This is a genomic window from Halorientalis pallida (assembly GCF_004118325.1).
GTDB classification, from domain to species: domain Archaea; phylum Halobacteriota; class Halobacteria; order Halobacteriales; family Haloarculaceae; genus Halorientalis; species Halorientalis pallida.
In genome coordinates, this window is record NZ_RDFA01000002.1 from 209,547 (window position 1) to 223,880 (window position 14,334).

The following is a 14,334-nucleotide window of genomic DNA, read 5'->3' on the forward strand; positions in this document are numbered from 1 at the left end:
CGGATGGCAGTCGACGACACCGACCGTCGCATCGTGAACGCGCTGCTCTCCGACGGCCGGGCCAGCGCCCGCGAGATCGCCAGCGAAACCGGCCTCGCGGCGACGACGGTCTCGAAACGGCTGTCGGACCTCGAAGAGACAGGCGTCATCGAGAGCTACCGACCGATAGTCGATTACGACGCACTCGGCTACGACGTGACCGCGGTCTTCCACCTCAGCGTGGACGGAAACGGTCTCAAAGCAGTCGTCGACCGGCTGCGTGACCACGAGCGGATGGTCAGCGTCTACGAGGTGACCGGAAGCCACGACGTGGTCGCGGTCGGGAAGTTCAAGAACACGGACGAGATGAACCGCAAGATCAAGGACCTGCTGACCGATCCCGACGTCGAGGCGGCGAACACCAGCGTCGTCCTCGACGTCGTCCGGGAGAACTCGCAGTTCGCCGTCGACCTCGAAACCGAGGACTGAGGGCAGACGGCCGAAATCACTCGACGATTTCTCTCACAGTCGCCCGATGGGGCACGTGATCGGTGCTCGCCCCAATATCAATTAATTTATTATTTGTTAGAGTGTCCCGTACCGTATCAGGTATGTCGGAGAAGGGGTCACAGCTGCCACGCAGTGGATTCGTGGAGTACGTGGGCGAGACGTTCACGGTGCATCGGGGTACGGACGCCGACACGGCACTCAGACTGCGGGAGGTCGTCGAGTCGGGGGACGGTCCCGAGGAGTGGGCGCAGTTCACGTTGCGGTTCGAGGCTGCGGACAGGACACACGTCGATCAGGGGAGCTACCGAGTGACTCATCCGGAACTGGGCTCGTTCAGGCTGGCGCTCGTCCCAGTGACGACGGCCGATCCCGATCCAGATGCAGTCGCGTACGAGGCGGTGTTCACGCGCCACGAACCGACGGCCGGGGGAGACGGGGTATCGAGTCAGTCGTCGTCGCGACGCGGTGTACTGGCGAGCATCCTCGGGGTCGCCGCGGGCGGAAGTCTGCTCGGCCAGTTGTTCGGCGGTGCGGGTGGACGGGCGAGCGGGACCAGTTCGGTAGCACAGGCCAGCGGCGAACCGCTCGTCGGAGAGATCAGAGGCTTCGGCTTCGATTTCGCTCCGCAGGGCTGGGCGCAGTGTAACGGTCAGATACTGCCCGTCAGTCAGAACCAGGCACTGTTCTCCCTGCTGGGAACACGCTACGGCGGCGACGGTCGCAGCACGTTCGGACTCCCGGACCTGCAGGGCCGGGTTCCAGTCCACCAGGGACGGGGGCCCGAGGGCAGGACGTACCGGATGGGACAGACGGGTGGGAATGCGACGGTCTCGTTGTCGACCGGCGAGTTACCGTCCCACAGTCACGAGAACGAACTCGATCTCCCGGTGAGTACGGCGAAGGGCACCGCCACGAGCCCGGACGAGAACGTGCTGGCAGCCCAGCCCGATGCCCGGGGAACCGTGCCAATCTACGGGGACGGGGACGGCGACGGGGCGATGGACGTGGCCGGAGCGGTCGGTGCGACCGGGGACGGGCGCGCACACGAGAACAGACCGCCCTATCAGACCGTAAACTACTGCATCGCGCTCACGGGCGTCTACCCGTCTCGCGATTGATGACGGGGAGATCGGGCGGCGGCGATCATGGCGAGAACGACGACGGACGACGATCCCGGCGGCCAGTGGCGCGGCGACTCGTGCTCGCCGTCGCGCTCGGGGTCTGGTTGTGCCTGATCGTGTCCGCCACGGCACTGGCGGCATCGGGCGACTATGCCGAGCGGACGGGCGACGACAACCCCGCAGACGGCGTCGACGTGACGAGCACCGCCGCGACGGCGGACGTCATCGCCGGCGACTTCGACAACGACGGCGACCCGGACCTGCTGGCCTACGACGGCTCGGCCGAGCGCTACTACGAGAACGACGGCGGCAGGTTCGTCGAGCGAAGCGGCGACGACAACCCGTTCGCTGGCGTCGGGCAGGCGTTCGGGACACGGACCGGGGTGTTCGTCACCGACGTGGACGGCGACGACGACGCGGACGTGATCGCGTTCGAGCCGGCCACTGACTCGCTCCGGTGGCTCGAGAACACCGACGGGCAGACCTACGTCGAACGGACGGGCGCCGACAACCCGTTCGCCGGGATCGACGTCTCGGGAAGCTCGGGCACCGTCGACGCCGTCGTGGGTGATTTCGACGACGACGGCGACCCGGACCTGCTGGCCTACGACGGCTCGGCCGAGCACTACTACGAGAACGACGGCGGTACGTTCACCGAACGCACGAAGGCCGACAGCCCCTTCGCTGGCGTCCAGACGGCGTTCTGGACGCGTTCGACGACGCTGGTTCGGGATTTCGACGACGACGGTGACGACGACGTGGCGTGGAAAAACGGGACCACGGCCGGTTGGCACTATGTCGAACGAACCGACGACGGCTACGTCGACCGGACGAGCGGGTCACATCCGCTGTCGGCCGTGTCGGCGAGCGCCACGGACGCGAGTCTCGCGGCCATCGCCGCCGACTTCGACGCCGACGGTGCCGTCGAACTGCTCGCCGACGACGGGAGCCAGCGGTACTACGACCGTGGCGAGTCGGACGATTTCACCGCCGTGAGCGGCGACGGGAACCCCTTCAGCGGTGTGGATCCGGCGTTCGGTGTGTACGGGACGACGCTCACCGTCGACGCGGACGGTGACACGGACGTGGACCTGCTGTTGGCCGCGGACGACGGACTCAGGTACCTCGAGCGGACTGGCTCGCCCGCTCCGCCGGCGTTCGGTGCGACTGGGCCCTTCACGGTGGACGAAACTGCCAGTGTCGGGACGGTCGTGGGAGACGTGGACGCCACCGCGGGCGAAGGTGGCGCACCTGACACCGGTGTCAGCTACGCGATTACCGGTGGCAACGGATCGACAGCCCTGGCCGTCGACGCGACGACGGGCGCGATTACCGTCGCGGACGCGGACACGCTCGACCACGACTCGAGCCGGCGGCTGACCCTCGACGTGAGCGCCGACGACGGGACCGAGACGACCACGACGACGATCACGGTCGAGGTCGCCGACGCCACACCGTCACTGGACGACCGCACGCTCGGTTCGATCGACGAGGATGCGCCGTCGGGGGCGGCCATCGGCACGGTCACCGCGACTGGAGACACGACCTCGGTGGCGTACGCGATCACGGGCGGCAACCCCGACCGCGACGGGGACGGGACCCCAGCGTTCACGCTCGACGAGCGGACGGGCCGGCTCACGGTTGCCGACGCCGACGACGTGGACCACGAGACGGCCGACCAGGAGCGGCTGACAGTCACGGCGACCGACGGCACCGCGTCGGCGACCGCGGTGGTGGGCGTCACGGTCAAGAACGTCAACGAGGCCCCAGAGGCGATCGACCGCGAGTTCGGCGTGGAATCGGGGGCGACGCTCTCGGTTTCGGCAGCCGCCGGGCTCGCGGCGACTGCAACCGACCCGGACGGCGACACGCTCACCGCGTCGACGGTGAGAGAACCGACGAGCGGAACGCTCAGACTCCGCGAGAACGGGTCGTTCAGGTACACGCCGGAGGGAGGGTTCAGCGGAACGGACGCGTTCACGTACGCGGTCACCGACGGGAACGGTGCCACGGCCCGCGCGACGGCCACGATTACCGTCGAGCAGGTGCGCGACGTGGCAGGCAGCGGTTCGGCGTCGTTCGCGGTCGATCTCGACGCACCGAGTGCACCGGTCGCGACCGGCGAGGCGGCGACGGTGATGGCGACGGTCGCCAACACGGGGAGCGCGGCTGGTACACGCTCGGTTACGCTGAGCATCGACCGCATCGACCGCGCGACGGAGGCGGTCTCGCTCGACGCCGGCGAGTCGACGACGGTGACCTTCGAGTGGGTCGCCGGGGCGGACGACGTGGGTCAGCGACTCGTGCGGATCGAGACTGGCGAGGACTATGAGTCGGCCTACCTGGTCGTCGAAGAGCGCACGGCGACCCCCACCGACACGGCGACGACACGGCCAGCGACGGACTCCGGCGCGGAGACGGACACGGAGATCAGGGGTCCACCGGCCGCCGACACGGAGACTGCGACCCCAGCGGAGACGGAGGCGACCGGAGAGCCGACCACGACCCTGGTGGAGACGGTCGACCGACCGGCAGCCGATATTGCAGCGCCCACCACGAGTAGACGGGCGACAACGACCGAGTCCGGTCCCGGATTCGGCCCCGCGGTGACCGTACTGGCGGTGTTCACACTGCTCGTGTGGGCGCGGCGTGGCTGAGGGGGTCACTGCGGCACAGGCCGCGAGCGTGCACGGGGCTGTCACCACCGGGGGAGCGTTTTTTGCCCCGGGCCCGCGAGGCCACGGCCATGCCCGAGGACCGGGATCCCGAGAAGACGCTGGAGGACTGGAAAGCGGAGATGCAGGCCGAGCACGAGGCCCAGATCGCCGAGCCCGACCCCGATGCGGACCACCGTATCGAGGGCGTCGCGCAGGTCAGCTACCGGGTGTACTTCGAGTACGACGCCGACTCGGACGGCCTGGAACGGGACCGGCGGGAACAGGTGGACGAGTTGGCTGACCCGGAGTTGCTCTCCTGTGCCTGTGGCGTGCGTGGTATGACGCGCGAGGAAGCCCGCGAACACATGGCGGCCCTCCAGGACTAGACGCGACTGGATCGAGACCGGGGACGCCGAGACGGCCGGTCAGTCTAGCGGGGCGCGCACGGGCGCGTCGGCGTCGGTCTCCGGGACCGGCCGGAGGCGGACCGCACACTGCTTGAAGTTCGGTTCGTCCGACCGCGGGTCGGTCGCCGGCACGGTGAGGGCGTTGGTCGCCGGGTGGTGGATCGGGATCCAGACCAGTCCCTCGGGGACGGCCGGGTCCGGGTCGACCCGTGCGGTGATCGTCCCCCGCCGCGTCTCCAGTCGGACCGCGGGGTCGTCGTCGCTCTCGGTGGAGTCGGGGAGTTCGTTCGCGACCGTCACGGGATCGATCCGCGCCGTGACCGGGTCCGGATCGTCGACCGAGCGCGACCGGACACCGGTGTTGTACCCGTCGGCCTCGCGAGCGGTCGTCAGCGTGAGGGGGTACGCCTCGTCGGTCGGCTCCGGGAGCGGATCGGGCTCGGGCGGGGCCGAGAAGTTCGCCGTGTCGTCGGGGGTGGCAAAGCGCCAGCGCTCCCCGTCGTCGGTCGACTCGTGATACCGGTAGCCGCCCTCGGCGTCGGATTCGGGGGCCGGCCAGCGGACCCCGAGTTCGTGATCGAGTCGCTCGTAGGCGATGCCCGAACAGTCCGCCTTCGTGCCCGCGGTCAGGGCGGCGAACTCGTCGAACATCGCGGACGGGTCGACCGGCGGTTCGGGCAACAGGCCGGGGACGACCTCGTCGGCGACGGCCGCGATGATGTCGATGTCCTGCTGGACCGTCGGCGGCGTGTCCGAGGCCGGCCGGACCCGCGAGACGGTCCGCTCCATGTTCACGACGGTGCCCTCCGACTCTCCCCAGGTGGCGGCCGGCAGGACGACGTCGGCGAGTTCGGTCGTCTCCGTCCGGAAGCTGTCCTGCACGACGAGGAAGGTGTCGTCGAGTCGCTCCGCGACCGCCGTCGCGTCGGGCATCCCGGCGACGGGGTTGGTCGCCACCGCGTAGACCGCCTCGACGGGGCCGTCGTCGATGGCGTCGATGGTCCCAACCGGTCCGGGACCAACGTCGTCGGGCAGTCGGCCGACGGGGACGCCCCACTCGTCGGCGATCTCGGTGCGGTGGCTCGGGTCGTCGAAGGGACGCTGGCCGGGCCAGGAGCCCTTACAGGAGACCACGCGGGCCCCCATCGAGTTGGCCTGGCCGGTCAGCGAGAACGGGCCGCTCCCGGATCGGAGGTTACCGGAGGCGAGACACAGGTCGATCAACGCCCGTGCGGCGTCGGTACCCCGGACGCTCTGGTTGATCCCCATGCCCCAGTAGATCAGCGTCCGGTCCTCGAGGGCTGCGGCGAGGTCGGCGACCGTCCCGCGCGTGACGCCCGCGTCGGTTGCCGCCGCCGCGGGATCGGGCAGGTCCGCGACCAGGTCGTCGAACCCGGTCGTCGCCTCGTCGACGAACTCGCGGTCGACGGCGCCGCGATCGACGATCTCGGCCAGCACTGCCCGGGCCAGTGACAGATCCTCGCCGGGGTCGAGCTGGACGTGCTCGTCGGCCGCGGTCGCGGTGTCGGTCGCGACGGGGTCGACGACGAGCAGCCGGCTGTCGTCCTCGCCGGCGCTCTCGCGGATCCACCGGAACATGACGGGGTGGGCGACCGCCGGGTTGGCACCCCAGACGACGTGGCTCTCGGCCTCGGGGATGTCGTCGTAGGTACACGGCGGCGCGTCGCTCCCGAACGCCTCGTAGTAGGCCGTGACGGCGCTGGCCATGCACAGCGTCGTGTTGGCGTCGTAGTACCGCGTCCCGAAGCCACCGCGAGCCAGTTTGCCGAGGGCGTAGGCCGCCTCGTTGGTCTGCTGGCCGCTGCCCAGCACTGCCACGGCGTCCCGGTCACGGGACAGCGCCGCGTCGAACCGCTCGGCGACGCGTTCCAGCGCGTTCGGCCACGACGTCTCGACGAGTTCCCCGCCCTTGCGGACGAGCGGTTGCGAGAGCCACTCGCCGTCGGGGTCGCCGCTCTCCTGGATGCCGCGCTGGCAGGCCAGCCCCTGGTTGACCGGGTGTTGCCCGTCGCCGCGCACGACGTCGACCCCGTATCCCTCCTCGACTCCGAGCTGTTTGTGTCCACAGCCGACGGCACACCGCATGCACGTTGTCGGGACCCACTCACTCATGCGTCGGACTCGTCGAGAACGGCGAACCAGCCGAGAGAAGTGAACACTCGTTTCCGACACGACGGATAGTTTGATGGTTCGTCGTCATTTCTGCGTGTTTAGTTGCTCCATCTCCATTGGTAAAACGCTGTCCAAAACACACACGACACTTCCAGCCGGAATAGTGGACGATAGAGTTATTTTTCGGCAGTGAACCGTCCGTTCGAGACGATACTGGACGAACAGTGTGGTGGTTTTTATTGCCGGTTCACGGAGATGGGGGAGTCGTGGCGGGCGGGTCGCGCGGACCCGTGTCCGGCGCAAGTGAGTCAGGTCTTTGGTGTGGGCGGGCCAAGACCGGGACATGACCCACGAGCAGTCGCGCGACCTGTACGACCGGGCGCTCTCGGTGTTGCCCGGTGGCGTCAACTCCGCCGTGCGGGCGGCCATCGAGCCCTACCCGCCGTTCGTCGAGCGGGGTGACGGCGGCCACGTGATCGACGCCGACGGCAACCGCTACGTCGACTGGGTGATGGGCCTCGGGCCGCTCCTGTACGGCCACGACACCCCACAGCCCGTCGAGTCGGCCATCCAGTCCCACGCCAGCGAGGGCCCGATGTACGGGATGCCGACCGAGATCGAGGTCGAGCACGCCGAGTTCGTCGCCCGGCACGTCCCCTCGGTCGAGATGTTGCGGTTCGTGAACTCCGGCACCGAAGCCACCGTCTCGGCCTGCCGGCTCGCCCGCGCCCACACCGGCCGCGATAAAATCGTCGTCATGCAGGGCGGCTACCACGGCGCGCAGGAGACGACCCTCGTCGAGGGCGAGTACGACGACACCCGACCCTCCAGTCCGGGTATCCCCCAGTCGTTCGCCGACGAGACGCTGGCCATCCCGTTCAACGACGAGGAGGCGGCCCACAACGTCTTCGAGGACTACGGCGACGAGATCGCGGGCGTGCTGGTCGAGCCGATCCTCGCCAACTACGGTATCGTCCGGCCCGTCGACGGCTACCACGAGACGCTGCGCGATCTGACCGACGAGCACGGTTCCCTGCTCATCTTCGACGAGGTGATCACCGGCTTCCGCGTCGGCGGTCTCCAGTGTGCCCAGGGCAAGTTCGGCATCGAACCGGACCTGACGACGTTCGGCAAGCTCATCGGCGGCGGCTTCCCCGTCGGTGCCATCGGCGGCCCCGCCCGGCTCATGGAGCAGTTCACCCCCTCGGGTGAGGTGTTCCAGGCCGGCACGTTCTCGGGCCACCCCGTCACGATGGCCGCCGGGCTCGAATCGCTGCGCTACGCCGCCGAACACGACGTGCACGACCACATCCACGACCTCGGCGAGCGGTTGCGGACGGGCCTCGCCGAGATCGTCGAAGAGCAGGCCCCCTCCTACACCGTCACCGGCAGCGACGGGATGTTCAAGCTCGTGTTCAGCCGCGACGCCCCGGACAGCTTCGAGGATCACTGCGAGGGTGCCTGCGAGCAACGCGAGTCCTGCCCCCGGTTCGAGCACTGCCCCAAGACCGGTGCGGACGTGGCCGCCGGCGAGACCGACCGCTGGCGGCGCGTCTTCTGGCCCAAGATGAAAGACGAGGGCGTGTTCCTCTCGCAGAACCAGTTCGAGTCCCAGTTCGTTACGTACGCCCACACCGACGAGGACGTCGAGGACACGCTGGAAGCGTACAAGGAAACGCTGTAACGGAGAGGGCGCGAGCGACCCTCAGCTCCGCTCGACCGTCACGGCCGGGTCGTTGGGGTGCGCGAGCGTCACGAGGTTGTAGACCGGGGAGCGTTTCGGGTACTCGCGGATCCGTTCGACGTCCTCGTCGCTGAGGTCCGAGCCGGTGACCTCGACCTCGATGATCGGCTCGTCGAACATCTCGTCGGCCCGGTCGGTGTCGTGGATACCGAAGAGGACACGGAGGTCGGTCGGTGCCCTGACCCGGGTCCGGACGTCCCCGACGTCGATTCCCTCGCGGACGGCGTTGAACGCGATGGTCCCGTTGATGCAGGCCGTCAGGCCGGCGAGCGCGCCCTCGATGGCCTCGTATCGTTCTTCGAGGTCGGTAAAGCCCAGACTCTCTTCGAGCTCCTCGGGGAGCCCGAAGTGGAGGGTGTGGTCCCGATCCGCGCCCATCTCATCACCGCCCAGCGACCACTCGTCGATGGTCGCCGTCGTGCGGTTGACGGTGTCCTCGGCGACGCCGGTGGCACGGAACTCGATGCGGCCGTCGTCGGGGTTCGCTTCGAGCCAGTCGACGAATTCGAGGTGGTCGCCGACGTGGACGCCGTGCTGTACTGTCTCTGTCTGTGGGTCTTCGGAAGCCATACCGGACACCAGTGGGTGCTGGGTCATCGAGGTACTTTGTTATGAACCGGGGTCGAACGGAGAAGGGAGCCTTACCCGCTTGTAAGGGCGACTTGTCGTCGACGACCGGGTTGACGAGGGGGAGGGGGCCGACGACCAGTCGGTAGTCTTTCGACCGGGGCGGTTCGAGAGTTGAACATGAGCGACGCGGACATCAGTCTCGACGAGAAACGCGTCTACGGCGAGAAGACCGGCACGACGGAACTGTACGTCGCCGCCGACCTCGGTGTGACCGTCGTCGCCGTCTCGGCGGACATCGTCGGCGAGTTCTCGCTGGCCCACCGCTGTACCGCCCGGGACGTGGCCGCCGGGCCCGACTCCCTGGCCGTCGCCACCGACGAGGACGTGCTGGTGAGCGCCGACGGCGGCTACGCTGGGACTGGGTTCGGCCCCGCCGTTGCCGTAGGGTTCGACGGCGACGACCTGCTCGCGGCCGGCCCCGACGGCACGGTGGCTCGCCGGGAGAGCGGTGGCGACGAGTGGACGGCACTCGGCACGGTCGAGGACGTTCGCGCCATCGACGGTGACCTGCTTGCCACCGCGGCGGGCGTCTACCGCGTCGGCGACGGCCTGAATCACGTCGGACTCGCCGACGCCCGGGACGTGGCGACGGGCGGGACGCCCCTGGCCGCGACCGACGACGGCCTCTACTACCTCGGCCCGGGCTGGGCGACGGGGATGGACGGTGCGTTCGTCGCAGTCGCCAGCAGTCCCGAGCGGGGCCACGCGGCGACCGCCGACGCGCTCTACGCAGGCGACGGCGAGGACTGGGACGCGTGTGACCTGCCGACCGAGGAGTCGGTCGTGGCGGTGACCCACGGCACGGGGACCTACGCCGTGACGGGACAGGGCACCGTCCTCGTGAACGCGGGCGACGGCTGGCGCTCACGGGCACTCGGACTGCCCGGCGTGCGCGGGCTCGCCGTCGCCCCCGAGTCGTGATCAGTGGGCGGACATGCCCGAGACGACGTTGAGGAGGACGACGCCGAGGAGGATACAGGCGATGCCGGCCACCCCTGCGGGGTCGACCCGTTCGCCGAAGGCGACGACGCCGACGGCCGCGATGCCGACGATGCCCAGCGCGGCCCACGTGGCGTAGACCAGCCCGACGGGGAGTTCTTCGAGCACGAGCGAGAGCAGGACGAACGCCGCGCCGTAGCCGACGACGACGCCGACGCTGGGGAGGGGGTTCGAGAACCCGTCGGAGAGTTTCAGCGACACGGTGGCGACCAGTTCCGAGGCGATCGCGGCGGCGAGGAGGGCGTAGGGGTTCACGCGCGAGCGTACAGATCAGTGTCACTAAGCGGTTACGTTCCGGCCGACCGGGGTGTCACGGAGCGGCGACGAAACAAAAAGATGGGTTTTAGAGTCGCCGTGGCGAGGACTCGACTATGATAGTCAGTGGGTCCAGTTCCCAGTCGCTGGCCGCGGCGGTGGCCGCGGCGACCGACACGGACCTCGCGCCCGTCTCCTTCGAGCGGTTCCCCGACGGGGAACTCATGGCACAGGTCCCGTACTTCGACGCGGACGAGGCCGTGATCGTCGCCGCCACGGATACGAGCGACGCACACGTCGAGGTGCTCCAGTTGCAAGACGCCGTCCGCGAGGCCGGCGCCGACCACGTCACGACCGTGATTCCATACATGGGCTACGCCCGCCAGGACGCGGCCTTCGAGCCGGGTCAGCCCGTGTCCGCCCGCGCGATGGCCCGCGCGCTGAGCCCGGGCACCGACCGCGTGCTGACCGTCAACCCTCACGAGCCCGCGATCACCGATCACTTCGACGTGCCGGCCGAGACCGTCGACGCCGCAGCCCAGTTGGCCGATCCGCTGCCCACGGACCTCACCGAGCCAGTCTTCCTCTCGCCCGACGAGGGAGCCATCGACATCGCCGAGACGGTGCAGGAAGCCTACGGTCGCGGCCGCGTCGACTACTTCGAGAAGACCCGGCTCTCGGGGTCGGAGGTCGAGATCGAGCCCCGCGACGCCGACGTTGACGGTCGGGACGTGGTGTTGGCCGACGACATCGTCGCCACCGGGTCGACGATGGCCGAATCGGTCGCCGCGCTGGACGACATGGGTGCCGCCCGGGTGTACGTGACCTGCGTCCACCCGATGCTGGCCGCCGACGCGACGACGAAACTCGCCCGTGCCGGCGTCGAGGCCATCTACGGCACCGATACGCTGGAACGGGCCGCGAGTACCGTCAGTGCCGCGCCCGCCATCGTGGACGCGCTCTGAGCGGCCGATAGGAAAGAGAGACCGCGCCCCTACGATTTGAAGTCGCTCGCGACGGTCGCCATGCAGCCCTCGTCGGGCTTGTAGTACTGGAGGTGGTTACTCACGTCCCAGGAGACGTTCGTGTCGTCGTAGTTGTCGGGTGCCCAGCCGCCGATCCCCTCCTGGCCCAGGGCCTCCTCGACCTCGCGGGTCTCGTAGACCAGATCGAGGACGTCGTCGTACCAGCTGAAGTAGTTCGTGAGTTCGCCGGTCGCGTACTCGATCGGTCCGTAGTACTCGTTGGCCCAGGACGGCGATTCGTCGGGGATCGCCGCCCCCAGCAGGGCCACCTCGTCGATGGCGTTTTCCGCGCCGTGGTCCGCAGTGAGACGCACGAGCGTCTCGCCGATCACCCGCGCACCGAGGGAGTGTGCGACGATCCGTACCGGTTCGCCGTTTCCGACCGGCGTCGACTCGTCGTTCCAGTCCACGACGAACTGGGCGAGTTTCTCCCCGTTGGCGCGGGCGATGTCCTTCGCGTCCGCCCACCCGAGGTCGAGGCTGCGACCCTCGTCGGCGTCCCAGGAGAACGCGGTGACGAACTCGTCGTACCCGTTCTGTTGGAGGGCCAGGTCCGTCTCGTAGCCCGCGTTGACACCCTGGGGAAGGAGGATAGCGTCCTTGTCGGCGTTGAGGAAGCCGTGAACCCAGATCACGAGTTCGTCGCCCGGCGTGTACCCCCAGGACTCGTCGGCGTCCCAGTCGCCTTCGATCTGATAGCTCGTCGGCGTCTCGCCGTTGATCAGATCGGCGTCGCTGTCGAAGTGATCCCGTGTCGAGACGATCGGATACCCGTCCGGTGCCTGTGTCTGTCCGTAGGACAGCGCCGCCGCCTGTCCGCTGGCACCGACGAGTCCGGCCCCCGCCACCGTCGCAGTCGTGGCCGCCTCGAGAAACGACCGTCGCGTGCTCTCTCTGCCCTGTGCGTCGTCAACAGGCTCCCGATCCCGTGACATAATGCGACTGTCACGGGCGAGGGGATCGATATGTAAGTACCGCCCCACAAGGACAGCTGTTTATATACTGCCCGTCGCAGTATTTACCATCGTTAATTATTTTACGCCGAATTAGAATGCAATAAGTATATTTTAGATTCTGCCTAACTTAGTTAAGCTCAGCCCGGTGTCGCGACCACTCGGTCTGGAAAACTGATAAAGAAACGACGGGGTTGTTCGGCCGTGTGAGCGTGTGAGATACACGCCCAGCACTCGGCACTCGTACCAGAATTCGTATCATTAGCTGCCGGTTGCGGTCGTTTTTTCTGCCTCTTGGCACCGCTCGGCGGGCCGCGTCAGCACGGCGAGTGGACGCCGCAATCTGGGGCGCGCGGGCCTCGCGGCCGTTTCCGCCACTCCGACTGGAACGGGCCGTAAGTAGCGAGGCCCGGCTTCACTCACCGACGTACCTCTAACTATTAAGCCATGTCAGTCTGACTCACAGGTAGGAACGTGACTGTGCCGGATGCCGTCGACGGGGCCTCTCCCTGGCAACAGCGACTGCTGGCACGCGACCTCGTCGGCGTCTGTATCGTCCAGGACGGGGCCGTCGTCCACGCGAACGAGGCCCTGGGCGACCTGCTCGGCGTCCCGGCGGCCGACCTGTCCGGGCAGTCGTTCCTGTCGTTCGTCGACGAGGCGGATCGGGAGCGCGTCGAGACGGCGCTCGCGGCGGGTTGCGCGACGCCCGACGAGCGACGGGAGTACACCTGCACGATGGTCCGTGCCGGCGGCACCGAGCGCGCAGTCGAGCTCCACGGCACGACGGTCAGGTACGAGGGAGCCCCGGCGGCGATGGAGGTCGTCCTCGGACGGATCGACCGGGAGACGGACACGGAGAGTCTCTATCGTGCGATCGTCGAGAGCAGCCGCGACATCGCCTACGTCTACGGACCGGACGGCCGCACCGAGCTCGTCAACCAGCGCGTCACGGAGTTCACCGGTATCCCGGTCGCGGCGCTAGAGGGCACCTACCTGCTGGATTTCGCGTCGGTCGTCGACGCCGAGACGTTCGCCCGCTACGCCGACGCGGTCGAGGCCATCCTCACCGGCGACCGCACGGACGCAGCCGTCGAGATGGAGTCCGAGATCGGCTCCCGGACCGTCACCGGCGAACACAGGCTCACGCCGCTGGAACGCGACGGGCAGGTCGAGGGCGTCGTCGGCATCGCCCGCGACGTGACCAAGCGCAAGGAACGGGAACGCCAGCTCTCGGAGCTCAAACAGGTCCTCACCAGAGTGATGCGCCACAACCTCCGCAACGACATCAACGTCATCCGGGCCTGTGCCGAGTTGCTCGCCGATTCGGACGACGAGGAAGTCCGCGATCTGTCCGAGCGCATCGTCGAGAAGTGCAACTCGCTCACCGACACCAGTCAGAAGGCCACCCGCATCGAACGGGCCATCCTTCGCAACGGTGACGTGACCGAGACCGACGTGGGTGACCTCGTCACCGAGATCGCCGCCCGGGCCGACCGGAACCACCCCGACGCGACCGTCGAGCGACGGGGCCCCGCGTCCGTCACGGCCCAGGCTCACGACGACGTCGACCTGGCCATCCAGAACCTCGTCGAGAACGCCGTCAAACACAACGACGGCCCCGACCCGTGGGTCGGGATCGACGTCGAACGCGACGCCAGGACGGTCACGGTCCGCGTGGCCGACGACGGCCCCGGCATCGCCCCCGAAGAGGTCGCTATCCTCGAACGACGGGAGGAAACCGCCCTCGAACACGGCAGCGGGGCCGGCCTGTGGCTGGCGGCGACCGTCGCCAACGCGTCCGGCGGCGGCATCACCGTCGACCGGACAGACCGGGGAACCGAAGCCATCCTTCGACTGCCGACCGGCAAGGACTGACCGCCTTCGTCATCGCCGGGTGGCCTCGCTCCGCTCGACTCCG

General features: G+C 68.4%; 12 protein-coding genes. 8 read left to right on the plus strand and 4 right to left on the minus strand.

Going from position 1 to position 14,334, the window contains the following annotated elements; genetic code table 11:
• The first annotated feature begins 3 nt into the window (after nt 1–3).
• From lrp to EAF64_RS06265, 4 genes are all read left to right on the plus strand, one after another.
• On the plus strand, nt 4–468 hold the full coding sequence (gene lrp, locus EAF64_RS06250) for an HTH-type transcriptional regulator Lrp (RefSeq protein ID WP_129068122.1): 465 nt from the start codon (nt 4–6) through the stop codon (nt 466–468).
• 122 nt (nt 469–590) lie between these two features.
• Entirely contained in the window at nt 591–1,607 is a 1,017-nt protein-coding gene (locus EAF64_RS06255) for a phage tail protein (protein WP_129068123.1), read from the plus strand.
• Complete coding sequence (locus EAF64_RS06260; RefSeq protein ID WP_129068124.1) at nt 1,607–4,267, plus strand: Ig-like domain-containing protein; 2,661 nt, start codon at nt 1,607–1,609, stop codon at nt 4,265–4,267. Before EAF64_RS06255 ends, EAF64_RS06260 begins: the two co-directional genes overlap by 1 nt.
• An 89-nt stretch (nt 4,268–4,356) precedes the next feature.
• A complete protein-coding gene (locus EAF64_RS06265; protein ID WP_129068125.1) occupies nt 4,357–4,653 on the plus strand; it encodes a hypothetical protein in 297 nt (98 codons plus the stop codon).
• Between the two features lie 39 nt (nt 4,654–4,692).
• Here EAF64_RS06265 and nasA read toward each other — a convergent pair whose 3' ends face one another.
• A complete protein-coding gene (gene nasA / locus EAF64_RS06270) occupies nt 4,693–6,807 on the minus strand; it encodes an assimilatory nitrate reductase NasA (RefSeq protein WP_129068126.1) in 2,115 nt (704 codons plus the stop codon).
• A 343-nt stretch (nt 6,808–7,150) separates the two neighbouring features.
• On the opposite strand from nasA, the gene hemL reads away from it, so the two are divergent.
• Nucleotides 7,151–8,491, plus strand: a complete 1,341-nt coding sequence (gene hemL, locus EAF64_RS06275) for a glutamate-1-semialdehyde 2,1-aminomutase (RefSeq protein WP_129068127.1) — start codon at nt 7,151–7,153, stop codon at nt 8,489–8,491.
• Nucleotides 8,492–8,512: 21 nt separating this feature from the next.
• Here the strand turns inward: hemL and EAF64_RS06280 are convergent, their stop codons facing one another.
• Nucleotides 8,513–9,121: an OsmC family protein gene (locus tag EAF64_RS06280; protein WP_129068128.1), complete on the minus strand. Its 609-nt coding sequence runs from the start codon at nt 9,119–9,121 to the stop codon at nt 8,513–8,515.
• Nucleotides 9,122–9,298: 177 nt separating this feature from the next.
• Between EAF64_RS06280 and EAF64_RS06285 the strand changes: the two genes are divergently transcribed.
• Entirely contained in the window at nt 9,299–10,102 is an 804-nt protein-coding gene (locus EAF64_RS06285; protein ID WP_129068129.1) for an HVO_0234 family beta-propeller protein, read from the plus strand.
• Here EAF64_RS06285 and EAF64_RS06290 read toward each other — a convergent pair whose 3' ends face one another.
• Nucleotides 10,103–10,435 carry a DMT family transporter gene (locus tag EAF64_RS06290; protein WP_129068130.1) on the minus strand — a complete coding sequence of 111 codons (333 nt, stop codon included), beginning with the start codon at nt 10,433–10,435 and terminating at the stop codon, nt 10,103–10,105.
• 116 nt (nt 10,436–10,551) lie between these two features.
• Between EAF64_RS06290 and EAF64_RS06295 the strand changes: the two genes are divergently transcribed.
• On the plus strand, nt 10,552–11,400 hold the full coding sequence (locus EAF64_RS06295; protein ID WP_129068131.1) for a ribose-phosphate diphosphokinase: 849 nt from the start codon (nt 10,552–10,554) through the stop codon (nt 11,398–11,400).
• A gap of 29 nt (nt 11,401–11,429) precedes the next feature.
• On the opposite strand, the gene EAF64_RS06300 is transcribed toward EAF64_RS06295, so the two are convergent.
• Nucleotides 11,430–12,395 (minus strand): DUF726 domain-containing protein, encoded by a 966-nt coding sequence (locus EAF64_RS06300; RefSeq protein WP_129068132.1) that lies wholly within the window; start codon nt 12,393–12,395, stop codon nt 11,430–11,432.
• A 492-nt stretch (nt 12,396–12,887) separates the two neighbouring features.
• Here EAF64_RS06300 and EAF64_RS06305 point away from each other — a divergent pair, with 492 nt between their 5' ends.
• Nucleotides 12,888–14,291, plus strand: coding sequence for a PAS domain-containing sensor histidine kinase (locus EAF64_RS06305; protein ID WP_129068133.1), 1,404 nt, complete (start codon nt 12,888–12,890; stop codon nt 14,289–14,291).
• The last annotated feature ends 43 nt before the right edge of the window (nt 14,292–14,334 follow it).

Excerpts from the sequence above, each read along its gene's own strand:
- hemL (WP_129068127.1), top strand. The coding sequence starts at position 7,151 with ATGACCCACGAGCAGTCGCGCGACCTGTACGACCGGGCGCTCTCGGTG.
- EAF64_RS06295 (WP_129068131.1), top strand. The coding sequence starts at position 10,552 with ATGATAGTCAGTGGGTCCAGTTCCCAGTCGCTGGCCGCGGCGGTGGCC.
- EAF64_RS06285 (WP_129068129.1), top strand. The coding sequence starts at position 9,299 with ATGAGCGACGCGGACATCAGTCTCGACGAGAAACGCGTCTACGGCGAG.
- EAF64_RS06265 (WP_129068125.1), top strand. The coding sequence starts at position 4,357 with ATGCCCGAGGACCGGGATCCCGAGAAGACGCTGGAGGACTGGAAAGCG.
- EAF64_RS06260 (WP_129068124.1), top strand. The coding sequence starts at position 1,607 with ATGACGGGGAGATCGGGCGGCGGCGATCATGGCGAGAACGACGACGGA.
- lrp (WP_129068122.1), top strand. The coding sequence starts at position 4 with ATGGCAGTCGACGACACCGACCGTCGCATCGTGAACGCGCTGCTCTCC.
- EAF64_RS06280 (WP_129068128.1), bottom strand. The coding sequence starts at position 9,121 with ATGGCTTCCGAAGACCCACAGACAGAGACAGTACAGCACGGCGTCCAC.
- nasA (WP_129068126.1), bottom strand. The coding sequence starts at position 6,807 with ATGAGTGAGTGGGTCCCGACAACGTGCATGCGGTGTGCCGTCGGCTGT.
- EAF64_RS06255 (WP_129068123.1), top strand. The coding sequence starts at position 591 with ATGTCGGAGAAGGGGTCACAGCTGCCACGCAGTGGATTCGTGGAGTAC.
- EAF64_RS06300 (WP_129068132.1), bottom strand. The coding sequence starts at position 12,395 with ATGTCACGGGATCGGGAGCCTGTTGACGACGCACAGGGCAGAGAGAGC.